Raw genomic sequence first — 25,777 nt, 5'->3', positions numbered from 1 at the left:
ACGGGATGACTCTGTAACCATGAACAACAAAAAGAACGATCGCAATGACTGATGCCAAAGCCTCGATTCTGGTGGTCGACGACGATGCCGCTATTCGTGAGTTATTGCAGGAACACCTGTCCCGGGTCGGCTATGAGATACGGACAGCCGCTGATGGAGACCAGATGCGGCAACTGCTGGGCGAGCGGCCGGCCGATCTGATCGTGCTGGATGTAATGCTTCCGGGTGATGATGGCTTCACCCTGTGCCGGCAGATCCGTGAGCATTCCCAGGTACCGATTATTATGCTGACCGCCAGTTCTGATGAGACCGACCGTGTCGTGGGGCTGGAGATCGGAGCGGATGATTACCTGGCCAAACCCTTCAGTGCCAGGGAGTTGCAGGCCCGGGTCAAGGCGTTACTGCGCAGGGCCAGGTTTGCGAGGGCGGATAATCCCCGGTTTGTCCTGTTCGACCGTTGGCGGCTCGATACCCTGGCCCATGAGCTGATCGACGAAGATGGCGAAGCAACGGCGCTCTCCGGCGCTGACTTTGCCCTGTTGCAGCTGTTTCTGACCCACCCCAATCAGGTACTGGACCGGGATACCATCTCGGGCGTTACCCGGGGGAGGGAGTCCATGCCGCTGGATCGAGTGGTGGATGTGGCCGTTAGCCGGCTTCGGCAGCGGTTGGGAGACCAGGGCCGAAACCCTCGATTGATCAAGACAGTGCGGGGAGCGGGCTATCTGCTCGCCGCTACAGTCAGTCATGCCCCGGAATAGCGCGGGACAGAAGCCACCGTTGACATGGCGCTGGCTGCCGTCCTCCCTGCTTGGGCGGGTGTTGCTGCTGACGTTGCTGGCCATGGCCGTTGCCCAGGTGGTTTCCAGTGTGGCCTGGGTGGCCACCTATCGGGCCCAGCAGGAAGAGGGGCTGGTTGCCACCACTCGCAACCTGGCCCAGTCCGCATCGGCAACGGTGCAGTTTTTTAACTCCCTGCCTCAGGAGTATCGCCACATTGTTCTCGACCAGTTGCGGGACATGGGCGGTACCCGCTTTTTTGTCTCCCTGAATCAAAAACGCCTTGAGATGAGAGCGTTGCCAGACACTGCCCGTAAACGGCTGGTTGTGGACGAGGTGGTGTCGGTACTGCGCCGGCGCCTGGGGAACCGGATCAATCTGCATGTGGATTTTGTTGACCCCGGCGATTTGAGAATCCTCAATACCGAACTGCCGCTGGACGCGTTACCAAAGTCCTGGGCTCATTATGCGCTGACTCTGGAGCCGCTGAATCCGCCGGTCATGGTCACCCAGATTGAGGTGGATCAGGACGAATGGCTTTATCTGGCGGCGGCCCTGCCGTCCCCCTTCGTTTCCCTGGAAGATGAGGGCGTTCCCGGCCAGCAGATCCTGTTTGTGGTGGTGATGATCGGTATCCTGTTCCCGGTACTGGCGTGGCTGATCCGGCAACAGACCCGGCCCTTGCGAAAGCTGGCCAAGGCCACCCGGGATCTGCCGCTGGAGGATGATACGCCGCCATTGAAAGAGCAGGGCAGCGCCGAGATTGTGGCCGTCACCCGCAGCTTCAACACCATGCGCCGGCGCCTGCAAAGTTATATCAGTGACAGGGAACAGCTGTTCCGGGCAATTTCCCACGACCTGAAAACCCCCATTACCCGGCTGCGATTGCGGGTCGACCTCATCGACGACGAGCCCATGCGCGAACGCCTGGAGGCAGACCTGAAAGAGCTGGAATTGCTGGTCAAGAATGCGCTTCAGTCCATGAAAGACACCGACATCCACGAGAACACCGAGCCGGTGGATGTTGAGGGCATGTTGCGCGGTATGGCGGAGGCCTACCAGTCGGGAGATTCGCGGCGCGTTCATGTTCAGGGGCACTGCCGGCGATACCGGGGCAAGCCCCTGGCCCTGAAACGATGCCTGGGCAACCTGGTGGATAACGCGGTCAAGTATGGTCATGTTGCAAGGGTGCGCATAGAAGATGAGTCCGGGCGTCTGATTATTCATGTGGAGGATGAAGGCCCGGGGGTACCGGAAGATCAGCTGGCACGGATCTTTGAGCCCTACTTTCGGTTGCAATCCAGCCAGCGTAAGGGCCACGGCCTGGGGCTTGGCATCGCTCGTAACATTGCCCAGAACCACGGTGGCGAACTGGCCATTGCCAACCGGCCCGAAGGCGGCTTGCACGTCATGCTGAGCTTGCCCCGTCATTGAATGGTCAATGTAACAAATCCGTTACATCGTTCTTTCAGTTTGATACTCATCGTCTCGGTTTGCTGCCATAGACTCCGGAAATACCAAGACAACAAAAACAAGGAGTCGTTATGACCATATTCAAGAAACCCCTGACCGCTGCGGCCGTGGCTGCCGCATTGCTTCCGGCCCAGGCCCTTCAGGCCGGTGAAGTGGAAGTGCTGCACTGGTGGACGGCGGGCGGCGAAGCCCGTGCCGCGGCCGCCCTCAAGGGTATGATGGAAGAGCAGGGCCACAGCTGGAAAGACTTTGCCGTGGCCGGTGGTGGCGGTGAAGCGGCCATGACCGTGCTCAAGACCCGGGCAGTGTCCGGCAACCCGCCGGCCGCGGCCCAGATCAAAGGCCTGGATATCCGGGAATGGGCCAAACTGGGCTTCCTGACCAGCCTGGACGACGTGGCCGAAGCCAACAACTGGAACCAGCTGGTTCCGCCGGTGATTGCCGACGTCATGAAATATGAGGGCGAATACGTGGCAGTGCCGGTGAACGTGCACCGGGTGAACTGGCTGTGGGCCAACCCGGACGTTCTGGAAGACGCCGGCTTGTCCGTTCCCAAGACCCTGGATGAGTTCTACCAGGCCGCCGAAAAACTGGAAGCGGCCGGTGTGATTCCCCTGGCCCATGGTGGTCAACCCTGGCAGGACGCTACTGTATTCGAGGCCGTGGCTCTGGCGGTCATGGGTCCGGTGGATTATGCCAAAGCCTTCGTCGAGCATGACATGGACGTGATCAACAGTGCCCTGATGGAGGAAGTCTTCACCGAGTTTGCCAAAGTCATGAGTTACGTGGACGACAACGCCGCTGGCCGTGACTGGAACACTGCCACCGGTATGGTGATTCGGGGTGAAGCGGCCATGCAGATCATGGGTGACTGGGCCAAGGGCGAGTTTACCGCCGCCGGCCTGACCCCGGGTGAGGACTACATCTGCGCGCCGGCTCCGGGCACGACCGCGCAGTTCACCTTCAACGTGGATTCCTTTGCCATGTTCAGCCTGAGCGATGAGGAAAACGCCGAAGCCCAGAAGGATCTGGCCCGGACCATCCTGGAGCCCGAGTTCCAGACCGTATTCAACGAGGCCAAAGGCTCGATCCCGGTCCGTACCGATATGGATATGTCTGGTTTTGACACCTGCGCCCAGGCCTCGATGGACACCTTCAAGAGCAGTGCTGACGACGGCGGCCTGGTGCCCAGCTTTGCCCACGGTCTGGCCACTACCAGCTATGTCCAGGGCCAGATCTTTGATGTTGTCACCAACTTCGTGAATTCCGACGACAAGGATCCGGTTCGGGCCACCGACCAGCTGGCGGCTGCCATCCAGGCGGCACTCTGATCCGGTAGGGGCCATCCACTCGGGTGGCCCCCGATCCTCTCGGGAGAACTCTCATGGAACACATTCAACGTCACCCTGCCCGGGTGGCCAGGGCACCCTCGCGCCTGCTGGACGGGTTGCAGCGCTGGTTACCAAAGCTGGTGGTGGCCCCCACCTTTGTCCTGGTGGGCATCGGTATCTACGGTTATATGCTCTGGACCGGTGTGCTGTCTTTCACCAGCTCCAGCTTCCTGCCGGTCTATGACTTCGTCGGATTCGACCAGTACGCCAAGCTGATGACCAATGACCGCTGGCTGACGGCCTCGGTCAACCTGGGTATCTTTGGCGGCCTGTTTATCCTCAGCTGCCTGTTGATCGGTGTGGTACTGGCCATTTTCCTGGACCAGAAAATTCGCCAGGAAGGCGCCATCCGGACCATCTACCTCTATCCCATGGCGCTGTCCATGATCGTTACCGGCACCGTCTGGAAGTGGATCCTGAATCCCAGCCTCGGGTTGGAAAAACTGATGCATGACTGGGGCTGGGACTCGTTCAGTTTCGACTGGCTGGTGAACTCGGATATGGCCATCTACACCATCGTGATGGCGGCGGTCTGGCAGGCTTCCGGATTCGTGATGGCGCTGTTCCTGGCCGGCCTCCGGGGTGTGGATTCCTCCATCATCCGGGCCGCCCGGGTCGACGGCGCCAGCCTGCCGCTGATCTACTGGAAGATCATCCTGCCCTCGCTGAGGCCGGTATTCTTCAGTGCCGTGATGGTGCTGGCCCACATTGCCATCAAGAGCTTTGACCTGGTCATGGCCATGACGGCCGGTGGCCCCGGTTACTCCACCGATCTGCCGGCCGTGTTCATGTACGCCCACACCTTCACCCGCGGTCAGATGGGACTGGGGTCGGCCAGCGCCATGCTGATGCTGGGCGCCATCCTGGCCCTGATCGTGCCTTACCTGTACTCGGAACTGAGGGAGAAACGCCATGACTGATGTGGTTCGTACCGGCTTTCGTCCCAGCCGCGTGGCCATCTACGGGGTGTTGCTCCTAGCCGCGCTGGTGTACCTGATCCCGCTGTTTATCATGCTGGTGACCAGCTTCAAGACGCCCATGGATATCCGCACCGGCAACCTGATGGCCCTGCCCACGGACTGGACCACCATCGGCTGGACCAAGGCCTGGTCCGAGGCCTGCACCGGCGTCGAGTGCAACGGCATCAGCGGCTATTTCTGGAACTCGTTCAAGATGACCGTGCCGGCGGTGCTGATCTCCACCTTGCTGGGCGCGTTCAACGGCTACGTGCTGTCCAAGTGGAAGTTCAAGGGTTCCGACCTGTTCTTCGGCATGCTGCTGTTCGGGTGCTTTGTGCCTTTCCAGGTAGTGCTGCTGCCGATGGCCGCGACCCTGGGCCAGCTGGGCCTGGCCAATACCACCACCGGCCTGGTGCTGGTGCATGTGATTTACGGGGTGGCCTTCACCACGCTGTTCTTCCGGAACTACTACGTGGCCATTCCGGATGCGCTGATCAAAGCAGCGCGTCTGGACGGTGCCGGCTTCTTCACCATTTTCTTCCGGATCCTGCTGCCCATGTCCACGCCCATCTTCATGGTGTCGCTGATCTGGCAGTTCACCCAGATCTGGAACGACTTCCTGTTCGGTGTGGTGTTCGCCAGCGGTGACAGTCAGCCCATTACCGTGGCGCTGAACAACCTGGTAAACACCAGCACCGGGGTGAAGGAATACAACGTGGATATGGCTGCGGCCATGATCGCCGCGCTGCCCACACTGGTGGTCTACATCGTCGCCGGCAAATACTTCATCCGGGGCCTGACCGCCGGATCTGTCAAAGGTTGACCTGAGAGGATAACAATAATGTCTCAACTGGAACTGCGGAGCATCCGCAAAACCTATCCGGGCGTTGCCGAGGAAACCCTCAAGGGCATCGACATCGACATCGCTTCCGGCGAATTCCTGATACTTGTAGGCCCATCCGGCTGTGGTAAATCCACCCTGATGAACACCATCGCCGGCCTGGAAACCATCACCAATGGCTCGATCGTTCTCGACGGCAAGGACATCTCCACCATGGAGCCGAAAGACCGGAACATCGCCATGGTGTTCCAGTCCTACGCCCTGTACCCGACCATGTCCGTGCGCGAGAACATCGCCTTCGGCCTTAAGATCCGGGGATTGCCAAAGCACGAGATAGACCAGGAAGTGGAACGGGTGGCCGATTTGTTGCAAATCTCCCAATTGCTCAACAAGAAGCCGGCTAACCTTTCTGGCGGGCAGCAGCAGCGGGTTGCCATGGGCCGGGCGCTGGCCCGCAGGCCGCGTATTTACCTGTTTGACGAGCCGCTCTCCAACCTGGATGCCAAGCTGCGGGTGGAGATGCGCACCGAGATCAAGAAACTGCACCAGCGCCTGAAAACCACCATCGTGTACGTAACCCACGACCAGATCGAGGCCATGACCCTGGCGGATCGGATTGCCGTGCTCAAGGATGGTGAGTTGCAACAGCTGGGCACGCCAAAAGAAGTGTATGACCGGCCGGAAAACCTGTTTGTAGCTGGATTCATGGGCTCACCGGCGATGAGTTTTGTGCCGGTAACCGTGGAGCAGGGTGAAGGCGGGCTAGAGGCGGAGGTGCGTGGAAATGATGGCCGGGCCGTGAAGCTGCCGGTGCCGGAATTTCTGGTGGATCGGGTGGGCAAAAAGGTGATTCTAGGCATCCGCCCGGAGCACATCACCCAGCCCCAGGATCAGAAAAACGAGCAGACCCTGGTGGCGAAGGGCGAGTTCACCATCGAAGTGACCGAGCCCACCGGCCCGGACGTGATTGCTCTGATTCAGCTGAACGATACCAACGTTCATTGCCGGATTGATCCGGAACACCCGGTGACCTGGGGCGAGACTGCCGAGCTGATGTTCGATATGAAGAAGGTCGTGTTCTTCGATCCGGACACAGAAAAGCGGATTGCGCCTCACTGAGGGCGTTGGCTAAGGCTCTGATTATTGGTGGCCATGGAGGGCGTGTTTGATGTCGAGCCCGAGTACCAGCACGCCTTCCAGTCCGTTGTTGGGTTCCTCCAGCGGCACTGGAAAGCTGACCGTAACCTGGAAACGGGCGGTGGAAGTGTCGTAGAGGATGGGTGATATCCAGATATCGCTTTTCCGCTCAACACCTGTATCTGTCTTCAAGACGATTTCCTGAACCTTGGGTTCGTCGCCCTGCCAGTAGTCTGAGGACAGGCGGCTCATGGCGGCCAGCGCCCCGACTTTGTCGGTCAGCAGGACTTCAGTTATGAGTGGGGCATGGCTGGCCTGCCAGTTTACCAGTGCCCGGGAAGCCGGCAGGTCAAGTATTTCCCCTGCCAGCGGTGTGGGATGGTGGGGTGCAAGCGCCTGCCAGAGTGTGTCCTTGGTCAGGATATCGGTCAGGTTGTCGTAGGTCGGCCCCTGGTAGATGGCATTGGTCAGATTGATGATGCCGGAGAGATCCGCCATCAGCGCTTGCGCCAGCCCCTGAACTTTTGTTGCTTCCTGTTCGGACAGTTGCATGCTTGGCATGGCACAGCCGGCAAGATGTTCGTTAAATCCGGACAGGAAGCGAGGGTGGCCTTCCGCAAATCGAGGGTTTACATACAGGTGCAAAGGGGCATACCGAACAAATTCGGAATTCAGTGACCAATCTACCCCGGATTTCTGGTCTTGCAGATATTTCATGGCACGCTGGTCCATCAGGGCGAGATCAATGCGCTTTCGTACCAGCAGTGCCGGTAGCTGCTCAGCCCCGGTGACCGTGATAAACGGCTTCAGGCCACTTTCTTCCAGCCAGATGGCTTCATTGCTGCCACCGACCACACCAATTCTTGCCTTGCCAGGATCCGGTTTGGTTTCGGCGGTAAAGAACCAGTGCCACTTCTCCAGGGCGACCGGGTGCGACCGAACGGCAGATTGATCCATTTCTTCGGATGGCCCGACGGCAAAGTAGCCGTCCACCAGATTGCGTTCCAGCGAGTAACGGGCCCGGCTTTGGGGCATCAGGCTTATTCGGGCCTGAAATCCGGCCTTGTTAAGGGCGCAACGGATGGTTTCAGTGGTTTCACCTGTCACCACGGGAATCTGGGGTTCCGTATACTGGTAAGGCGGCGCCAGAAAGGTATACAGGCTGAACACCCGGTGGTCTGCCCTCACGGTCACCGAGGCCAGAACAAGGCATAGTCCGATAATCAGGCTGCGGGCATCCATCTGCGTACTCAAGCGTCCAGATTGCTGACAATGGCAAGAGCATAGCAGTCATAATCCCGCTTTTCCGTACTTCATTCGGAGTAGTCGGATTACAGTGTTTCCATATTGGCCAGAACCCAGTCGGCCCTTGCCAGCAGGGCTTCCCGCCGCTCTGGCTTCTGTTTGTCCCAGTTGCGGTACATCATGGTCATCCGGGGATTGTCGGCAAAATCCTCCCGGTGCCGGTCAATGAAGTGCCAGTACAGGCTGTTGAGCGGGCAGGCGTTTTCACCGGTGGCGTCCTGCACCCGGTAGTGGCAGTTCTGGCAGTGGTCAGACATGCGCTGGATGTATTTGCCGCTGGCGGCATAGGGCTTGGAGCCCAGGTAGCCGCCATCGGCGTGCATCACCATGCCCAGGGTGTTGGGCAGCTCTACCCAGTCGAAGGCGTCGATATACACCGCCAGGTACCAGTCACAGATGGCCTCCGGTTTCACTCCGGCCAGGAGGGCAAAATTGCCGGTGACCATCAGTCGCTGGATGTGGTGGGCATAGGCGTTGCGGGCCGTGGCGTCGATGGCCTTGTGCATGCAGCGCATCTTGGTATCGCCGGTCCAGTAGAACCAGGGCAGCTCACGGCTGTTGCCCAAACGGTTTTCCCGGGCGTAATCGGGCATCAGCAGCCAGTAGATGCCGCGCACGAATTCCCGCCAGCCGATGATCTGGCGGACAAAGCCTTCTACAGCATTCAGCGGCGCCCGGCCGGCGTGCCAGGCCCGTACCGCTTCTTCACACACCTCCATGGGATCCAGCAAGCCGGTGTTGAGATAGGGGGACAGGATGGAGTGGAACAGCCAGTCTTCGTTGTCTGACATGGCATCCTGGTAGTCGCCGAAGCAGGGCAGGGCGAAGTCGATGAAGTGGGCAAGCGCGTCCAGCGCCTGTCCGGCGGTAACGGCGTAGTGGAAATCTTCCGTGGTACCGAAATGTTCTGAAAAGTATTCGTTTACCAGCTCGATCACTTCGGTGGTGATGGCATCCGGCTCCTCCCGGAACGGAGTCGGAGCAGGTGGCTTGCCGGTCCATTTCTTGCGGTTATCGGCGTCAAAGTTCCAGTGGCCACCTTCGGGCTGGCCATCTGGCGTCATCAACAGGCCGGTTTTCTTGCGCATCTCCCGGTAGAAGAATTCCATGCGCAGCTGCTTTTTGCCGTCGGCCCAGCGGGCGAACTCGTTAATCTTGCAGACGAAGCGGGTATCTGGCCGGATTTCCACGGGGATGCCCAGTGCTTTGTGCCAGCGGCTGATCTGTTCGTGTAAACGCCACTCACCACATTCTGTCGTAATGACTCGCTCCGGTTGCCACTCCCGTACCAGCTCCGCTATTACCTGTTCAATAGATTGTGCCGGATTGTCCGGGTGATAGCGCTGATAGTGAACCCGCCAGCCATCCTCCTCCAGTGCATCGGCAAAGTGCCGCATGGCGCTGAAAATGAACACCAGCTTCTTCTTGTGATGGTTGGTGTAGCTGGCTTCACTGTGGACCTCGGCCATCACGACCAGGTCGTTGTCCTTGTCTGCGCCATTCAGGGCAGAGAGTCGGGGGCTGAGCTGATCGCCCAGAATCAGGATGAGATTGGCCATGTCGGGCTCCGGCTGAGTTTATCCTTTAGAGGTAGGCAGAATACGCCATGGGCGCAAGGGTGGTTCATTGGTTAAGCTGGTACACTCAGCTGATTCGCATCAAACAGTGACTGTCGCCGGTCAGGCATAATCCGCGCTTTCCGGCTTGCCAATCCTATTCGACGTTAGAGTTTTACTATGGCTTCTGATACTGCTGCAGCAAACAACCTGCCCGCTTTTATCTGGGACGAGGCGCTCATCCGCCGCTATGACCTGAGCGGCCCCCGCTACACGTCTTACCCCACGGCAGTGGAGTTCACCCCGAACTATTCCATTGAAGACATGGTCAAGGCGGCTGGCCGCAGCAAGGCCGCTGGCGGACCCATCTCGCTGTATACCCATCTGCCGTTCTGTGCGCACCTGTGCTACTACTGCGCCTGCAACAAGGTGATCACCAAGAAGCGTGACAAGGCCATGCCCTATGTGGAGCGGGTGCTGAAAGAAGCGGCCATCCAGTCGAAACTGTTCGGTGCAGACCGCCCGGTCAAGCAGTTGCACTGGGGCGGTGGCACGCCCACCTTCCTGCCCCGGGATGTGATGCAGCACCTGATGGCTGGTTACGGTGAGCTGTTTAACCTGCAGTCCGGCGATGATCGGGACTACAGCGTGGAAATCGATCCCCGGGAAGTGGACGAAGATACCCTGTCTACCCTGTGGGAACTGGGCTTTAACCGTATCAGCCTGGGCGTTCAGGATGTGAACCCGGAAGTGCAGAAAGCGGTGAACCGTATCCAGCCCCGGGACATGACTGAGGCGGTCTTGAACGAAGCCCGTCGTATCGGTTTCCGTTCCATCAACCTGGATCTGATCTACGGCCTGCCGTACCAGACCCCGGACAGCTTTGCCGAAACTCTGGAATCGGTGATCGAGATGTCGCCGGACCGGCTCTCGGTGTTCAGCTACGCGCATCTGCCGGACCGGTTCTACCCGCAGACCCGCATCCAGGCGGATACCCTGCCGAGCCCCCAGCAGAAGCTGACGATTCTGCACAACACCATCAACCGTTTGCTGGAAGCCGGCTACGAATACATCGGCATGGACCACTTCGCCAAGCCGGACGACAGTCTGGCGGTGGCCCAGCGCGAAGGCCGTCTGCACCGAAACTTCCAGGGCTACACCACCCACTCGGATTGTGACCTGGTGTCCCTGGGCGTATCCGCCATCGGCCAGACCGACGATGCCTACTTCCAGAACAACCACGACCTGCCGTCCTGGGAGGCGTCCATCGATGCTGGCCAGCTGGCGATTATTCGCGGCGTGGGCCTGACCCGCGACGACCGCATCCGCCGCTGGGTGATCGGTCAGCTGATCTGCCAGTTCCGGCTCGATCGCAAGCAGTTTGCCGAACAGTGGAATGAAGATTTTGACCGCTATTTCGCGGATGAAATGAACCGCCTGAAGCCGATGATCCAGGACGAGCTGATTGCAGACTCTGGCTCATTGCTGCAGGTTCAGCCGGCCGGCCGGTTGCTGATTCGGGCCATTTGCCAGATTTTCGATCTTTACCGGAAGGAAGGGGCGAGCCAGCGGTTCTCCAGGATTATCTGACCGGAGAACAATGGGCACAAACGCAAGAGGGCTGCCATCTGGCAGCCCTCTTGCGTTGAACGGGGGGTGTTTTCGGGTCAGGCCACTTTGAACTCATTGGCCAGATCCTGCAGCTGGCGGGCGAGCCGCGCCTGTTCCTGGGTGACCTGAGTGATTTCCTGGGAACCGGTCAGGGTCAGGATGGCGGCTTCGCTGACCGACTCCATATTGCCCGCCAGTTCTCGGGTAACGGCTACCTGCTGTTCTGACGCGGTGGCAATCTGGGTGGCCATGTCGGAGATGCTGTTTACGTCCATCAGGATCTCGCCAAAGGTTTTTTCCATCTCGGAGGCCTGTTCGCTGGTCTCATTGGCCAGCTTGTGGCTGGCGATGATTGAGCGGCTGGCGCTGTCGGTAATGTTCTTGAATCCGTTAATAATGTCTTCAATCTGGGTGGTGGACTCGTGGGTCTGCTGGGCCAGAGTTCGAACCTCATCGGCTACCACTGCAAAGCCACGCCCATGCTCACCGGCACGGGCTGCTTCAATAGCCGCATTCAGTGCCAGCAGGTTGGTCTGGTCCGCCACTTTGCGGATCACATCCACCACATCACTGATGGTGGTGCTGCGTTCTTCCAGTTCCTCGATGACCTGATTCACTTCCTGAACGGATTCGGCCAGGGAGCGGATTCGGGTCACACTGTCGTGCAGTACCTTTTCGCCGGTCTGGCTTTTCTCCATGGCGCGATTGGACGCATCAGCCACCTGTTGGGTGTTCTGGGAAATTTCTTCGGACGTTGCCGACATTTCCTCAGTTGCCGCTGCCACCTGTTCGATTTGTTGCTGCTGGCTCCGGACCTGGTTGGAGTTCTGGCCAGCGGTCGAGCTGGTTTCCTCGGTAGCCGTGGCCAGTTGAACGCTGGCCTTGTCAATTTGCAGCAGCGCATCGCTGAATCGTGCGAACAGGTCGTTGATGGCGCGCGCAATAGTACCGGTTTCGTCGTTGCTGGTCACCGGAACTTTATGGGTGAGGTCTTTATTGTCCATGGCAAAGCGAACGCCGGAGAGCAGCTGATGCACTTGCTTGTGGATTGCATGGATGATGATCATCATCAAAAGGATGACCACCAGCACCGCGCCGGCGGCAATGGCTGAGGCCACGATGAGGTTGGTTCTGGCGGCTGATACAGAATCCTGGGCCAGAACCTCAACGTGTGTCAGGCTTTGGTTGCGGATGGAGTTGATGGTGTCAATGCGAGCAGTTGTAGCGTTAAACCAGTCGGTGGCGTCCAGGGCGTACATGCCCGAGGGGCTGCTCAACAGTGTTTCCCGTTGGGCCAGAAGGTTGCGGTGCTCCGCCGTTGCCCCAAAGCCTTCCAGCTGATTACGAAGTTCGGAGCCCGAGGCCATCATGGCTGTTGCGGTACGAAGGTACGAGTCCTGTTGCCCGGCAAGCGCGGTAGTGCGGCCGGTCAGGCTCAGGTCAAAGTCGCCGCTGCGGATCAGGCCAGAGCCTGCGGCTCGCTCCCGACCTGCCATTTCGGCAGCCTGTGCCAGCGCGAAGTATGCGTTGATCTGGCGGGCGAGCTCTGGGTCAGTGGCGCGGCGTACCAGCAGGGGAACCCGATTGACCACTTCCATGATCAGTTTGGTGTACTGCGTAGCGGAGTCGGCTCCATTCAAGCTGCGATTGTCGACCTCCGACCGGAGTTTTGACAGGCTGCTGATTTGCTGTTCAAAGCGGGAGAGGCTTGATGCGATAGCGCTGTCAAACTCAGCATCTGCCATCAAAGTGTCGAGTCCATCCCGATAGCTGCGCAGGCGATCATCGGTTTGTGAGCGCTGGGTGTCCAGGGTGCGTTTAGCCTGTTGTTCTTCGTTGGAACCGGCAGCACTCGACAGCACAATGGCCGAACGGCCACGCTCTCTCTGCAGTGCCTCTATTACCGGATCACCCAGTTTGGCCAGGCTGACCATGTCCTGAAGCTGCCGTGTGTTGGCGAGGTCTTCGGCATTGCGGGTAATGCTTGTGCCAGCGAAGAATACGATGACGAGTAATGCTGGCAGAACGAGGGTAATGAGCTTGCTCCGCATTGAAAGGTTGTTGATGAGGTTCATGGCCAGATCCTTGCTGATAACAGTTGGTTAATTCTGGACAAGCCTGCGACACATCGCTACTCGCCAAAAGGGCTATTTCAGAGGTAGGTAATACGTTTTCACCTTATGTTTCATCGTGTTAACGATCTGTTTTCAGAGAACTTTAGCCGCCTATCGGTTTCTTCGTATGAGTACTCATAAAGGGGTATAAGGGTGTTCTGAAACCTGTGATTCCGCTGACAAAGGTCAAGGTGGTCAAGGGCTTGAGGCGGTATGGTGCTGCAAGATTTTCAGCGGAGATAACCATGGAACTTGTCTGCCCTGCCGGTAGCCTGCCCGCTCTCAAAACTGCCGTAGACAACGGAGCCGATGCGGTCTATTTCGGATTCCGGGACAGTACCAACGCCCGGCAGTTTGCCGGTTTGAACTTCAACGACAAGCGTGCCGCCGAAGGTATTGAGTATGCTCACTCAAAAAATAGCAGAGTATTCTGTGCTATCAACACTTACCCCCAACCGGATGGCTGGGAGCAGTGGAAGGGGGCCGTTGATCGCGCTGCCGGCATGGGCGTAGACGCCATCATTCTGGCTGATATGGGCTTGCTGGATTATGCCGCCAATCGATACCCCCATATCCCCAGGCACCTTTCGGTACAGGGTTCTGCCACCAGCTACGAGGCCTTGTCTTTCTATAAGGACAACTTCGATATTCGCCGTGCGGTGCTGCCCCGGGTGCTGTCGCTTGATCAGGTCAGGGGCGTGGCAAAACACAGCCCGGTAGAGCTGGAGGTGTTCGCCTTCGGCAGTCTTTGCATCATGGCGGAAGGGCGGTGCTATTTATCCTCCTATCTGACCGATGAATCTCCAAATACCCGGGGTGCCTGTTCTCCCGCAAAGGCTGTGCGCTGGCAGGAAACACCGCAGGGACTGGAGTCGCGCCTGAATGACGTGCTGATTGACCGGTACGGCCCCGGTGAATCCGCCGGGTACCCCACCCTGTGCAAAGGCCGCTTCGAGGTTGAGGGCAGCGTTTACCACGCCATCGAAGAGCCGGTCAGCCTGAACACCATGGATCTTTTGCCGGAATTGCAGGAGCTGGGTATCAGCGCAGTAAAAATTGAAGGCCGGCAGCGCAGCCCGGCCTACATTGCCGATGTCGCCCGCACCTGGCGCCAGGCACTGGACGAACTGGGCGCTCACCCCGGATCGTTTCAGGTTGAGCCCGAGTGGCGCAATACCCTGTCCGGTCTTTCCGAAGGCGGCCTGACCACCATCGGCGCCTACCATCGCAAGTGGAAATAAGGTTCTGCGATCATGATGAAGCTATCCCTGGGCCCGATCCTCTGGTTCTGGTCCAAGCAGAGTGTTTTCGATTTTTACGCCAAAGCCGCTGAATGGCCGGTTGACACCATCTACCTGGGGGAGGTCGTTTGCTCCCGCCGGCGTGAGCTGAAACCCGATGACTGGCTCGAGCTGGCCCGGGACCTGAAGGCCTGCGGCAAAAATGTAGTGCTTTCCACCCTGACCTTGATTGAATCCGAAGCGGATCTTCGGCGCCTTCGTCGTTTCTGTGAGCAGGATGAATTTCTGGTAGAGGCTAACGACCAGAGCGCCCTGCAGGTGGCGATTCGCAACAAGATTCCGTTTATCACCGGCCCGTCCATGAACATCTACAACGTGGCCACCCTGAAAATCCTGGCCAGGCAGGGCCTGCAGGGCTGGAACCTGCCGGTGGAACTGGGCAAGGAAACCCTGGAACAGCTGATCAACGAGCTGAAGGCTGAAGGCCTGGATCTGCCTGCGGAGGTGTTCTCCTGGGGCTTCCTGCCGCTGGCTTGGTCTTCCCGCTGCTTCACTGCCCGCCATTACAACCTTCCCAAGGACAACTGCGAGTTCCGTTGCCTGGAACATCCGGATGGCATGGAGCTGCGCTCCCGGGAAAGCCAGGAACTGTTCCGGATCAATGGCATTTCCACACTCTCCGGCTCGCGCTACGACCTGATGCGGGAACTACCGGAGATGGAGCGTATGGGTGTCAGTACCGTGCGACTGAGCCCGGAGCATCAAGGGATGGAACAAGTGGTCAAACGCTTTGATCAGGTACGCCGGGGGGAAGTGCCGGTCGCCGACCCGCTGCAGCTGGTGGAAGCACCACCCTGCAACGGGTACTGGTATGGCAAGCCGGGGATGGACCTGGTGCCTGAAACGGCTCAGTCGTCGATGGGTTGAACGCCCGGGAAACGGTCGGAAACGTAAGTGCTGTGGCACTGGATGCAGTTTCGTGTCATCTCGCCAAACAGTTTTTGCTGTTGTTCGGTGTTCTCGTTTCGGCCGGCCTCTGCCAGTGAGGCGGACAGCTCGTGAAATTCCTGGTCCAGTTTTACGAAATCTTCGGGCACTGCGGACATCAGGTCCTTTCGGTCCTGGTCCGTCATGGATTGCGCAAGGATAAAGCTGTCGTGGATCCGTTGGGCATTTTCCGCGACAGTCTCATGCTGCCCCATGACCATGGCAGAATGAATCGCGGTCATCGCAGCCTGTACCGAGCGCATTTCTTCCTTTAACAGCTGGCTCAGTTTGTCAGTGAGCTTGGGGGTGACGGGCTCTGCCGCCATTGAGCCGGTTGAGAGTGACAGGCCCAGCAGTAAGGCTGTCAGCAAATTTCCACTTCTGGTCATCATTTTATTGACTCCTTTTACTTGCAGGTTTTAGACACCATAGCAGTGGGGCTAGGCTTTGTCAGGGAGCGGCGCTCTGGCCCACCCCAGGTCCTCAAGAATGGCATAGAGCGCTGGCAAGGCCGCCAGGATCAGCACGGTGGACACCAGCAAGCCGAACACCAACGAGATCACCAGCGGAATCACCGCCATGGCCTGGGTACTGGTTTCTGCCAGCAGGGGCAGCATGCCGGCGACGGTGGTGCTGGTGGTAATCAGGATCGCCCGGAACCGGGCACGGCTGGCGGCACCGGCCGCTTCCCGCGCGTTCATGCCCTGTTCCCGGTAACTCTTGATGAACTGCACCAGCAGAATGGCGTTGTTCACGACAATCCCGGCCAGTGAGGCGGCTCCGATCAGCGAGGGCATAGACAGGTTATAGCCCATCAGCATGTGGCCCCACACGGCTCCCATAAAGGCCACCGGGATGGCCAGCATCACGATGATCGGTTCCAGGTAACTGCGGAACTGGAACGACAGGATCAGGAAAATTCCCAGCAGCCCGATCAGCAACCCCCGGGCGATGGACTGGCCGGTTTCCCGGGAGCGGGCGGTCTGACCTTCCACCTGCAGGGTGACCTCCGGCCATTGTTCGCGCAGCTCTGGGAATACCGTGTTCTGAAGGTCGGTGATAATGGCATCGGCATTGGTCTTCCGGCCGTTGACATCGGCCGAGACCGTCACCGTGCGCAGGCCGTCAATGCGGGTGACCTGCGACCATTGCCGTTCCTCGGTGATGGTGGCCACTTCCCGCAGCGGCACCATCTGGCCTTTGCCGGTGGTGATCACCGTATCTTCCAGGAATTGCCGTGTGTTGCGTTCAGCGCTGGTCTGGCGCAGCAGGATTTCTATGTGCTGGTCTCCAATCTGTACGGTATCCACGATATCACCGAGCAAGCCGGTGCGAACCTGGCTGGCCACGTCGGATGCCGTCAATCCGAGCGACAGTGCTGTGTCGTTCAGTGACAGTATGCGCTGGGGCTTGCCGGGCCGAAGGTCATCCAGCACGTTGAAGGTGCCGTTGTAGCGGGCGACTTCGGCACCCAGGTACCGGGCAGCGGCTTTTAGTTCACCCAGGTCGCTGCCTTGCAGGCGGATTTCGATCGGAATGCCGGCGGGGCCGAATCCGGGCTCCTGGATGTTCAGGGCAATCAGGCCGGGTATCTCACCGATCTCTTCGTACCAGCGGTCGGTGAGGGTGGCCAGGTCCACAGTGCGCAGTTCTGCGGTCAGCAAATCGGCCATCACCGTGGCCACGTGGGCGCCTTTTTCACCGGCACCGGCGTGCTGGTTGAAGCGGGTCTGGATGTTCTGTACCAGTGCTTGCTGGTCGGGCTGGTCTGGCGTGTATTCCTCGTTGAGCCGGAGCATGGCCGAAGTGATGCGTTCGGTAATGGCCCGGGTCTGGTGCAGGGGGGTGCCCTGGGGCATCAGTACCCGGGCTTCGAGTACATCGCCGTCGATTTCCGGCATGGCTTCCATGCGCACATGGCCGCCGGCCATCAGCCCCACCGAACCCAGCAGTGTCAGCAGCATGGCGGCCAGTACGCCGTAGCGGAACCGGATGGCGCGGTCGGCCAGTTGCCCCACTTTCTCCCGGACGTTTTCAAAACCGTTGTCGAAGGCGGAACGAAAGCGGGAAGGGGCCTTCTCGCGCCTTTTGCCCAGGCCGCTTTTCAGGTGGTGAGGCAGTATCCAGAAGGCTTCGATCAGCGAGGCGGCCAGGGCGGCAATCAGCACCACTGGCAGTACCTCCAGCACCGCTCCCAGCTCTCCGGCCAGAAACGCCAGCGGGATGAACACGGACACCGTGGTCAGGAAGGAGGACAGCACCCCGGGCAGGATCTCCTGGGTTCCTTTGGCGGCCGCCTCCAGCGGGCTGTTGCCGTCGGCGTGCCACTGGGCAATGTTGTCGGTGATCACCACCGAATCGTCCATCACAATACCGATGGCCATCAGCAGTGCCACCAGGGTAATCATGTTCAGGGACAGGCCGGTGAGGGCCATTACTACAAAGGCCCCGGCAAAGGCAGCGGGCAGGCCAAACAGGGCCCAGAAGGCAAGGCGGGGGCGGAAGAACAGGGCCATCACCAGACCCACCAGCAGCAGGCCGGTGATGCCGTTGCCTACCAGCATTTGCAGGCGGTCTTCGACGATGGAGGTCATGTTCTGGGTGATTTCCAGCTCGACATTGCCGCCACGGCGGGCCTTTTCCTCGTCGATAAAGGCTTCCAGGGAATCCATCACCCGCAGGGCATCGTCATGGCGGTTTTTGTGGATCTCCAGAACGATGGCGCGCTGGCCGTTGAAATCCACCCGTTCCTCCTCCCGTTCGTGGGCCTCGGTGATGGTGGCAATGTCGCCCAGCGTCAGCACAGCGCCGGCTGCTCCACCGATAACCGGCAGTTCGGCCAGGGCCTGCAGGGAACGGCGTTCATCCACAAACCGCAGCTGGATGTCCTGGCTGTCGGTCTCGATAGTGCCCAGGGGCATGTCCAGGTTCTGGCTATTGATGGCCCGGGCTATGTCGCGTACGCCGAGGCCGTACTGGCGCAGCAGGTCCCGGGACACTTCGATGTGCCACTGGCGCTGGGACAGGCCCACGGGAATCACATCGGCCACCCCTTCCATGGCGAACAGGCGGTCTTCCAGCTGGCTGGTGTAGGCCTCCAGGTGAGAGAAACTCATGGGCCCGTACACCGCGATGGCCGCGACCAGGCTGGTGCGGTAAAGCTCCCGGATGACCGGGTCTTCGGCCTCTTCGGGCAGGTCGGTCAGGGCTTCGATTTCCGTGCGGATATCATCCAGGAACCGGCCCATATCGCCCCGGGGTTCCATGCTGGCAATGGTCTGGGCCTGGTTATCCCGGGCGGTGCAGGAAACCTCCTTCATGTAATCCACCCGCTGCAGCGCTTCGCCCAGTCGCTGGCAGATGGCTTCCTCCACATCCGCAGCGGTGGCACCCCGGTATTCCATGGTGATGCTGACTTCCGGCGGCAGGTAGTCGGGGAAGGTTTCCCGGGTCAGATTGGGCGCGGCGAACAGACCCACGGCCAGAATCAGGATCAGCAGCAGGTTACCGGCGGTCGGGTGCCCCGCGAACCAGCGGATCATGGCTGATCTCCCGGGGCCAGCAGGGTGCCGTCGATGGCAGGAACCAGGTCATCCAGAACCAGCCGGCCTCCCGGTGCCAGTCCGTCATCGATAATGACATCTTCACCTTGTTGCCAGGCGACAGACACGGGCTGGCGTTGCAGGCGGTTGTCCTCATCGGCAAGGTACACCATGCCCTGATGCACCGCGCTGGCGGGGATGACGATGACCGGCTCGGGAGTCTGCGCGGTAATGCTGGCCTGCACAAACATGTTGCGGACCAGGGGCGGGCGTGCCGGCGGGTTGGCGTTTCGGTAGGGTTCGTCTACAGAAATAACGGCCTGAACGGTGCGGGTGGCCTGGTCCAGGCTGCTGGTGACCCGGGTGAGTTTGCCCGGCCAGTGGGCATCCGGAATGTTGGTGGGGGTTACCCGGATATCCAGGTCGTCCAGGGGTAATTGGTCATGAAAGTCGGCGAAGCGGTTGTTGGAGCCGGTTTCCGGCAGGCTGCTCCCGGACAGCTGCGACAGCACCCGGCGCAGTTCCGCCACTTCCAGCTGCACGGTGGCTTCGGCGCGGGTGATGTCGTCGGCAATAAACAGCGTCTGCCCGGGGCTGACATGCTGGCCAGTGTCGATGTCGGCCTGGTGGACACGGAGATCCCAGGGCGCTTCAAAACGGGTGTCGTCCAGGTCTTCCCGGGCACTGGCCAGGGCAGACTCGGTTCTGGCCATACGGGCTTGCAGGGTCTCCCGCCTGGCAGGAATCAGGTTCTGCTGGTTGCGCAGGGTCTGGACTGCCTGCTCCTGTTGCAGGGTGGCCCGTTGTTGCTCGTCGTAGCGGGTTTGCGACAGGGCACCCCGCGCCACCAGGGTTTCAGCCCGGTCCAGCTCCCGCCGTGCCAGTGTTAACCGGTGTTCTTCCAGCTTGAGTAACTCGCCGGTATTGCGTTCTTCCTGGTCCAGTTGTCGCAGCTCCGCTTCAATGCCAGCCAGGTCGGCCTTGGCGGAGGCTTCGGCCAGTTCATAGCGGGTCGGGTCGATCTCAAGTAGCCGCGTGCCCTCTGAGATGATATTGCCGCTCTCCAGCTCCGGGTGTTTCCAGATAACCCGGCCACCCACATTGGCCACCGCATTCCAGCTTCGGGCCGGCAGCACCTGACCATAGCCGCGGGCTTCGGTACGGAACTTACGGGGAGTGATTTCCATAATCCGCACCGGCGTCGCAGTTGCTTGAGCCTCGCCCCTTTCCGGGGGTTGTTTCAGCTTTACCATGATGACCACAAAGGCAATGCCGGCAATCAGGGCCAGCGCCAGCGTCAGTTTATTTTTCCGGGTCATTGCTCATCTCCTGAAAACTGGCGCTGTAAAGTTTGAAGATTCGGGGGGCGGTCTGCTCAAGGGTGGCAATCTCGCCGCTGACCATGCCCTGAACCACCAGCCCCTGAATGGCGCCCAGATACAACACCGCCGCCGCTTCGGTATCGATACCGGCGGCTATGCGACCCTGTTCGATGCCGAGCTGCAGTAAACCGACCACCTTTTTGCGGTAGCGGGCAAGGGTCTGGCGAATGATGGTTTTGGCCGGGCCATTGCCGGGTTTTTGCAGCTCACCCAGCATCAGACGGGGAATGCCCGGGTGTCGGGCGATAAAGCCCACATGGGCGCGAAACATGGCTTCCAGGGCCTGATCAGCGTGTTCGTGCCGGTCCGCCTCCCGGAACACCTGGCTGGTCAGTTGCTCCGAGACCCAGCCTGCCACGGATTCCCACAACCGGCTTTTGTTCGGGAAATGCTTGAACAGCGCACCCTGCGACAGCCCCACTTCATCGGCAATCCGGGCGGTGGTCAGGGTGGCCGGGTCCTGTTCGGCACACAGCTGGACGACCGCCTCGATAGTGGCGGACTGGCGCAGTTCGGTGCTTTGGTAGGTTCGTTTTTCGGGCGCTTTTGTGGTTGCCATTGGAGCTTCCCTGAAAGAAAGTAATCAATTGCTTTATTCTGGTAGGTGGTTGCCGATTACGCAAGAAACAAGGTGGGCTAGTCATGGTTCAGGGTGTAGGTAAAAACCGTGTAAAGGCCATCCGGTTTGATTTACCTCAAGCATTACGATCGGTGGTAAGCGTAGTTTGCTATTTGTTGATGGCGACGCAGAGGAAATTGTCATGTCGCGTATTCCGTTGTTTTTCTGGGGGCTGGTTGCAGTCGTCAGTGTTGTCTGGTTCGCAGCCGATAGCCTTTGGGTGAGCCCGTTTGCTTACTTCCCGTTCCGGTCGGTGTTTGTGCAGTTTTCCGGCATTCTGGCCGTAGTGATGATGGCAGTTGCGTTGGTGCTGGCACTGCGGCTCCGGGTTCTGGAGCGTTGGGTTGGTGGCCTGGACAAGGTGTACCGGCTGCACAAATGGCTGGGCATTGGTTCACTGGTGCTGGCTACGTTGCATTGGTGGTGGGCCAAGGGCACCAAGTGGATGGTGGGCTGGGGCTGGCTGGAGAAGCCGGCCGGCAAAGGGGCGGGACAGCAACTCGCCGGCCTGGAAGCCTGGTTCAGGGGGCAGCGGGGGCTGGCAGAAACCCTGGGAGAATGGGCTTTCTACGCCGCGGCCGTATTGATTGTGCTGGCATTGGTAAAAGCCTTTCCTTACCACCTGTTTCGTAAAACTCACAAACTGCTGGCGGTGGCTTTTCTGCCCCTGGCCTGGCACAGCTTTATCCTGATGAAGTTTGATTATTGGGCGGCGCCGATTGGCTGGCTGACCCAGTTCGCTGTTGTCGCCGGCAGTATCGCAGCGGTTTTACTTCTGCTTGGCTGGCCGGGCAAGGTTCGGAAGGTGCCGGGGGAGGTGGTTTCGGTCACCCGATATCCGGACCTGAAAGTTTTCGAATTTCTGGTGAAGCTAACGCAGGGTTGGTCTGGCCATAACCCCGGGCAGTTTGCCTTTATCACCTCGGATGCGGCGGAAGGCCCGCACCCTTACACCATTGCATCAGACTGGAACCCGGAAACCCGGTGCCTGAAGTTTGTGGTCAAGGAACTGGGCGACCACACCCGCCGGGCCAGCCGCCGGATCTGCGAGGGTATGCCGGTTGCGTTGGAGGGGCCCTATGGCGGCTTTGATTTTGAAGATGATTGCCGCACCCAGATCTGGGTAGGGGCGGGTATTGGTATTACGCCATTTATTGCCCGGATGGGACGCTTGGCGGGTTGTCCTGACAATCGCACCGTTTACCTGTTCCATCCTACCGCGGATGTCAGCGAGGAGGCCCTGGCCAAGTTGCGGGCAGATGCGGAAGCCGCGGGCGTGAACCTGGTCATTCGATGCAGCCGCACCGAAGGCCGGCTGACGCCGGAGGAAATCCGGGATGCGGTACCCGACTGGCAGAACGCCAGCCTGTGGTACTGCGGCCCGGTGGGGCTGGCCAATACGCTGTTCAACCAGTTCCGGAAATGGGGTATGCCGGCCCGGCGGATGCACCGGGAGTTTTTTGATATGCGTTGAGGGCTGCACTTACTGGTGCTGGAGCCAGCCTTGCTTCCGAGCTTTCTGATACAGATTACGCCCACACCAGTTCTGCTGCTGCCAGAAGAACCGGAAGCGCCAGGCGAGCTCTGGAATCCAGAAGCGCTCGGGCGTTTCCAGTGAGGGCTCTCCGGGCGTCAACTCCAGGTCGGCGGTAATGCCCCCGGGGCCTTCTTGGCGGTGGCGTGACCAGGGCGATGCCGGTTTCGTTGTAGCTGGCGACGGCGAGTGCATAGCGGTGCCAGCTGAAGGCGGTTGTGAACAAAGCGCCTGGCTTCGTCCAGAAACAGCTCCAAGTCTGCGCGGTCTTCAGCAGCTTGGCTCATCTTGATGTACCTGTGGTTATTGTTTTTGTGGTTTGGTTCAGACTACGTTGACTCCGGGCTGGGGACATTCCATGAGCTGCTTCGACGAATATCGGCGCGGAATAACCAGTGCCCGGCTGATGGTGGATTTCTTTCAGGCGCAGGGCGCCAGTGTGACACGGCTACTGGCAGGAACAGGGCTGGCCGAGGGTGACCTCAATAATCCCAATACCGACATTCTGGCTCGCCAGGAGCTGCGCCTGGTCGCGAACATTCTGGCTCAGGTGCCGGATGCGCAAAGCCATGCGGCGGCTCTTGGCGATCACTACCACTTTTCTGCCTATGGTTTGTGGGGCTATGGTCTGGTGTGCTGCAACACGGCGGCACAGGCATTGTCACTGGCCCTGAACTATCTGCCGCTGACCTATGCGTTCAGTGGTATCGAATACCGGGAAGAAGGCGATAAGGATTTTTGTGTTTCACGCCACCACCTCTGGAACCGGAGGTCAGCCAGTTTGTGCTGGCGCGGGATATGGTGGCGGCTGCCTTGTTGGTTCGGGAGCTGTTAGAGCAGTACCGCAATGCTGAGGCCTGCCGGCTGTTGCAGCCGAGTGATCTGACCATCAGTGACATTGCACTCCGGCTGGGATTCAGTGATACCTCTACGTTTTCCCAGGCATTCAAACGATGGCAGGGCGTGGCGCCAAGCGTTTACCGAGTGCCTCCTCCCTCTTTTTAATCCATTCTGTGAAAGTGACAAGAGCCTGCAGGATTTCCTTGAATCCAGATTTATTGGCGTATATAGTGCTCTTGTCTTGGTAAGCCACAACATGTTGTGTTTGTGGCAAGGAATCCGGTGAGAATCCGGAACTGACGCGCAGCGGTATTGGGGAACGAACGTGGCATGATGACACTGGCGCAAGCCGGGAAGTCGCTACGTAAGGCAGAGCCGGAAGGCTCACGCCCCTGAGTCCGAAGACCTGCCAGGGCACAAGCACTGCACCTTCGCGATTCAGGGTGAACAGCTGATCATGTCTCGGGTATTCGCCCGTGCCTGTCCTCCTGTCTTCGCGAACGTTGCTGTACCTATTGCAACAACCTGACGCGCTTCCAGGAGGAACCTGATGTCTGCCCACACCACCTCGCACCCTGCTGACCCGGCCTTGCTGGATATCTCCGCTACTGTTGGTGAATACCTGCACCGCAGTGACTGGCGGGTGAATGCCAATGCCAACCAGGGCTATTCCCTCGGCGGCCTGATTCTGAATACCGCCGGCAAGGTGATTGCCAACTACTGGCTGAACGAGGTGTATACCCCGGAAATCGGCCAGGCTCACCGTCAGGCAGACCTGCACATTCACGACCTGGACATGCTCAGTGGTTACTGTGCCGGCTGGTCTTTGCGTACCCTGTTGCACGAGGGCCTGAACGGCGTGCCAGGCAAGGTGGAAGCGGCCCCGCCCAAGCACCTCTCAAGCGCCATCGGCCAGATGGTCAATTTTCTTGGCACCCTGCAGAACGAATGGGCCGGCGCCCAGGCCTTCAGCTCCTTCGACACCTACCTGGCCCCGTTTATCCGCAAGGACAACCTGGACTACGCCACCGTGCGCCAGTGCATCCAGGAGTTTGTTTACAACCTGAACGTGCCATCCCGCTGGGGCACCCAGACTCCGTTCACCAACATCACCTTCGACTGGGTATGCCCGGGCGACCTGCGGGAACAGATACCCATTATTGCCGGTGAGGAAATGCCGTTCAGTTACGGCGAGTTGCAGGCCGAGATGGACATGATCAACCAGGCCTACATTGAGGTGATGACGGCGGGTGACAGCAAGGGCCGGGTGTTCACCTTCCCGATTCCCACCTACAACATCACCCGGGACTTTAACTGGGAATCCGACAATGCCCTGCGGCTGTTTGAGATGACTGCCCGCTATGGCCTGCCGTACTTCCAGAACTTCCTCAATTCCGACCTGGAACCCAACATGGTGCGCTCCATGTGCTGCCGCCTGCAGCTGGACCTACGGGAACTGCTCAAGCGGGGCAATGGCCTGTTTGGCTCAGCGGAACAGACCGGCTCGCTGGGTGTGGTCACCGTCAACTGTGCACGGTTGGGTTACCTGTATAAAGGAGACAAGCCGGCGCTCTATGCCCGCCTGAGTGAACTGATGGATCTGGCCCGGGACAGCCTGGAAACCAAGCGCCAGGAGATCGGCCGACTGATGGTGGAAGGCCTGTTCCCCTACACCAAGCGTTATCTGGGCACCCTGAGAAACCACTTTTCCACCATTGGAGTGAATGGCCTGAACGAAATGGTCCGCAACTTTACCAGTGATCAGGAAGATATCAGCACCGAGCAGGGCCGGGCCTTTGCGCTGGAACTGCTGGATCATGTGCGGGAGCGGATGAAGCAATACCAGGAAGAAACCGGCCATCTCTATAATTTGGAAGCCACTCCGGCCGAAGGCACCACCTATCGGTTTGCCAAGGAAGACCAGAAGCGGTTTGCCGGTATCCTGCAGGCAGGTACACCGGATGCCCCCTATTACACCAATTCCAGCCAGCTTCCGGTGGGTTACACCGACGACCCGTTTGAAGCTTTGGATCTTCAGGATGAACTGCAAACCCGTTACACCGGTGGCACGGTGCTGCACCTGTACATGCGTGAACGCATCAGCGATGCCGCCACCTGCGGCCGGTTTGTGAAAACGGTGCTGGAGAATTACCGGCTGCCGTACATCACAGTCACGCCCACCTTCTCTATCTGCCCGGTACACGGGTACCTGAACGGAGAACACGAATTCTGCCCGAAATGCGACGAGCTGCTGCTCGCTGGGCAGTCACAGTCGGTCACGACCGACACTTCCCCAAGAAGCAAAGAAGGAGTTCAGCATGGATAACCAGAAACTTCCCGATGACAGCCAACGCCAGCGCTGCGAAGTGTGGACCCGGGTAATGGGTTACCACCGCCCGGTCTCAGCCTTCAACAAAGGCAAGCAATCCGAGCATCGCGAACGCACCCACTTCCGGGAGCGTTGA

21 protein-coding genes, 1 pseudogene and 1 riboswitch are annotated in these 25,777 nt (G+C 59.4%); of the genes and pseudogenes, 14 read left to right on the top strand and 8 right to left on the bottom strand.

Translation table 11 applies throughout. The annotated features are described in order from the left end of the window. Nucleotides 1–44 precede the first annotated feature (44 nt). From ACF8YQ_RS14350 to ACF8YQ_RS14325, 6 genes are all read left to right on the top strand, one after another. Nucleotides 45–761: a response regulator gene (locus ACF8YQ_RS14350; protein WP_396621799.1), complete on the top strand. Its 717-nt coding sequence runs from the start codon at nucleotides 45–47 to the stop codon at nucleotides 759–761. Beyond that, entirely contained in the window at nucleotides 748–2,214 is a 1,467-nt protein-coding gene (locus tag ACF8YQ_RS14345; protein WP_396621798.1) for an ATP-binding protein, read from the top strand. The genes ACF8YQ_RS14350 and ACF8YQ_RS14345 overlap by 14 nt, the downstream gene beginning before the upstream one ends. 110 nt (nucleotides 2,215–2,324) lie before the next feature. Beyond that, nucleotides 2,325–3,584, top strand: coding sequence for an ABC transporter substrate-binding protein (locus ACF8YQ_RS14340; protein ID WP_396621797.1), 1,260 nt, complete (start codon nucleotides 2,325–2,327; stop codon nucleotides 3,582–3,584). A 53-nt stretch (nucleotides 3,585–3,637) separates the two neighbouring features. Next, nucleotides 3,638–4,564: a carbohydrate ABC transporter permease gene (locus ACF8YQ_RS14335; protein WP_396621796.1), complete on the top strand. Its 927-nt coding sequence runs from the start codon at nucleotides 3,638–3,640 to the stop codon at nucleotides 4,562–4,564. Then, on the top strand, nucleotides 4,557–5,426 hold the full coding sequence (locus ACF8YQ_RS14330; RefSeq protein ID WP_396621795.1) for a carbohydrate ABC transporter permease: 870 nt from the start codon (nucleotides 4,557–4,559) through the stop codon (nucleotides 5,424–5,426). Before ACF8YQ_RS14335 ends, ACF8YQ_RS14330 begins: the two co-directional genes overlap by 8 nt. Nucleotides 5,427–5,444: 18 nt before the next feature. Continuing rightward, nucleotides 5,445–6,563: an ABC transporter ATP-binding protein gene (locus ACF8YQ_RS14325; protein WP_396621794.1), complete on the top strand. Its 1,119-nt coding sequence runs from the start codon at nucleotides 5,445–5,447 to the stop codon at nucleotides 6,561–6,563. Between the two features lie 21 nt (nucleotides 6,564–6,584). Here ACF8YQ_RS14325 and ACF8YQ_RS14320 read toward each other — a convergent pair whose 3' ends face one another. Both ACF8YQ_RS14320 and ACF8YQ_RS14315 read right to left on the bottom strand, forming a co-directional pair. Beyond that, nucleotides 6,585–7,835 (bottom strand): hypothetical protein, encoded by a 1,251-nt coding sequence (locus tag ACF8YQ_RS14320; protein WP_396621793.1) that lies wholly within the window; start codon nucleotides 7,833–7,835, stop codon nucleotides 6,585–6,587. A gap of 77 nt (nucleotides 7,836–7,912) precedes the next feature. Then, nucleotides 7,913–9,445, bottom strand: a complete 1,533-nt coding sequence (locus tag ACF8YQ_RS14315) for a cryptochrome/photolyase family protein (protein WP_396621792.1) — start codon at nucleotides 9,443–9,445, stop codon at nucleotides 7,913–7,915. 177 nt (nucleotides 9,446–9,622) lie between these two features. Between ACF8YQ_RS14315 and hemN the strand changes: the two genes are divergently transcribed. Further along, on the top strand, nucleotides 9,623–11,032 hold the full coding sequence (gene hemN / locus ACF8YQ_RS14310; protein ID WP_396621791.1) for an oxygen-independent coproporphyrinogen III oxidase: 1,410 nt from the start codon (nucleotides 9,623–9,625) through the stop codon (nucleotides 11,030–11,032). 77 nt (nucleotides 11,033–11,109) lie between these two features. Here the strand turns inward: hemN and ACF8YQ_RS14305 are convergent, their stop codons facing one another. Beyond that, entirely contained in the window at nucleotides 11,110–13,128 is a 2,019-nt protein-coding gene (locus tag ACF8YQ_RS14305) for a methyl-accepting chemotaxis protein (protein ID WP_396621790.1), read from the bottom strand. Nucleotides 13,129–13,412: 284 nt separating this feature from the next. On the opposite strand from ACF8YQ_RS14305, the gene ACF8YQ_RS14300 reads away from it, so the two are divergent. Then, nucleotides 13,413–14,408 carry a peptidase U32 family protein gene (locus tag ACF8YQ_RS14300; protein ID WP_396621789.1) on the top strand — a complete coding sequence of 332 codons (996 nt, stop codon included), beginning with the start codon at nucleotides 13,413–13,415 and terminating at the stop codon, nucleotides 14,406–14,408. Between the two features lie 12 nt (nucleotides 14,409–14,420). After that, nucleotides 14,421–15,335, top strand: coding sequence for a U32 family peptidase (locus ACF8YQ_RS14295; protein WP_396621788.1), 915 nt, complete (start codon nucleotides 14,421–14,423; stop codon nucleotides 15,333–15,335). Here ACF8YQ_RS14295 and ACF8YQ_RS14290 read toward each other — a convergent pair. The 4 genes from ACF8YQ_RS14290 to ACF8YQ_RS14275 are packed head-to-tail and all read right to left on the bottom strand — an operon-like array spanning nucleotide 15,317 to nucleotide 20,878. After that, the gene (locus ACF8YQ_RS14290) at nucleotides 15,317–15,787 is read right to left on the bottom strand and encodes a cytochrome c (protein WP_224851421.1); all 471 of its coding nucleotides are present in this window, start codon (nucleotides 15,785–15,787) and stop codon (nucleotides 15,317–15,319) included. The two genes, ACF8YQ_RS14295 and ACF8YQ_RS14290, sit on opposite strands and share 19 nt — an antisense overlap. Nucleotides 15,788–15,835: 48 nt before the next feature. Continuing rightward, nucleotides 15,836–18,937, bottom strand: a complete 3,102-nt coding sequence (locus tag ACF8YQ_RS14285) for an efflux RND transporter permease subunit (RefSeq protein WP_396621787.1) — start codon at nucleotides 18,935–18,937, stop codon at nucleotides 15,836–15,838. Further along, nucleotides 18,934–20,256: an efflux RND transporter periplasmic adaptor subunit gene (locus ACF8YQ_RS14280; protein ID WP_396621786.1), complete on the bottom strand. Its 1,323-nt coding sequence runs from the start codon at nucleotides 20,254–20,256 to the stop codon at nucleotides 18,934–18,936. Before ACF8YQ_RS14280 ends, ACF8YQ_RS14285 begins: the two co-directional genes overlap by 4 nt. Further along, complete coding sequence (locus ACF8YQ_RS14275; RefSeq protein ID WP_396621785.1) at nucleotides 20,240–20,878, bottom strand: TetR/AcrR family transcriptional regulator; 639 nt, start codon at nucleotides 20,876–20,878, stop codon at nucleotides 20,240–20,242. Before ACF8YQ_RS14275 ends, ACF8YQ_RS14280 begins: the two co-directional genes overlap by 17 nt. A 202-nt stretch (nucleotides 20,879–21,080) precedes the next feature. Here ACF8YQ_RS14275 and ACF8YQ_RS14270 point away from each other — a divergent pair, with 202 nt between their 5' ends. Next, nucleotides 21,081–22,412: a ferric reductase-like transmembrane domain-containing protein gene (locus ACF8YQ_RS14270; RefSeq protein WP_396621784.1), complete on the top strand. Its 1,332-nt coding sequence runs from the start codon at nucleotides 21,081–21,083 to the stop codon at nucleotides 22,410–22,412. A gap of 158 nt (nucleotides 22,413–22,570) precedes the next feature. Here ACF8YQ_RS14270 and ACF8YQ_RS14265 read toward each other — a convergent pair whose 3' ends face one another. After that, nucleotides 22,571–22,759 (bottom strand): hypothetical protein, encoded by a 189-nt coding sequence (locus tag ACF8YQ_RS14265; RefSeq protein ID WP_224851416.1) that lies wholly within the window; start codon nucleotides 22,757–22,759, stop codon nucleotides 22,571–22,573. A gap of 71 nt (nucleotides 22,760–22,830) precedes the next feature. Between ACF8YQ_RS14265 and ACF8YQ_RS14260 the strand changes: the two genes are divergently transcribed. The 4 genes and pseudogenes from ACF8YQ_RS14260 (at nucleotide 22,831) to nrdD (ending at nucleotide 25,777) form a co-directional block, all read left to right on the top strand. Continuing rightward, entirely contained in the window at nucleotides 22,831–23,307 is a 477-nt protein-coding gene (locus tag ACF8YQ_RS14260) for an AraC family transcriptional regulator ligand-binding domain-containing protein (protein WP_396621783.1), read from the top strand. Continuing rightward, the gene (locus tag ACF8YQ_RS14255) at nucleotides 23,271–23,477 is read left to right on the top strand and encodes a helix-turn-helix transcriptional regulator (protein WP_396621782.1); all 207 of its coding nucleotides are present in this window, start codon (nucleotides 23,271–23,273) and stop codon (nucleotides 23,475–23,477) included. Before ACF8YQ_RS14260 ends, ACF8YQ_RS14255 begins: the two co-directional genes overlap by 37 nt. A 60-nt stretch (nucleotides 23,478–23,537) precedes the next feature. After that, a riboswitch (cobalamin riboswitch) is annotated at nucleotides 23,538–23,741 on the top strand. A 142-nt stretch (nucleotides 23,742–23,883) separates the two neighbouring features. Beyond that, nucleotides 23,884–25,638 (top strand): annotated as a pseudogene (locus ACF8YQ_RS14250) (ribonucleoside triphosphate reductase); the annotation flags it as partial. Next, entirely contained in the window at nucleotides 25,631–25,777 is a 147-nt protein-coding gene (nrdD, locus tag ACF8YQ_RS14245; RefSeq protein WP_048496192.1) for an anaerobic ribonucleoside-triphosphate reductase, read from the top strand. The pseudogene ACF8YQ_RS14250 and the gene nrdD, both read left to right, overlap by 8 nt.

Origin of the sequence: Marinobacter sp. W-8, from assembly GCF_044342215.1 — a bacterium.
Taxonomy (GTDB): domain Bacteria; phylum Pseudomonadota; class Gammaproteobacteria; order Pseudomonadales; family Oleiphilaceae; genus Marinobacter; species Marinobacter nauticus.
The sequence above is the reverse complement of the archived record's forward strand: the minus strand, read 5'-3'. Positions and strand labels throughout refer to the sequence as shown.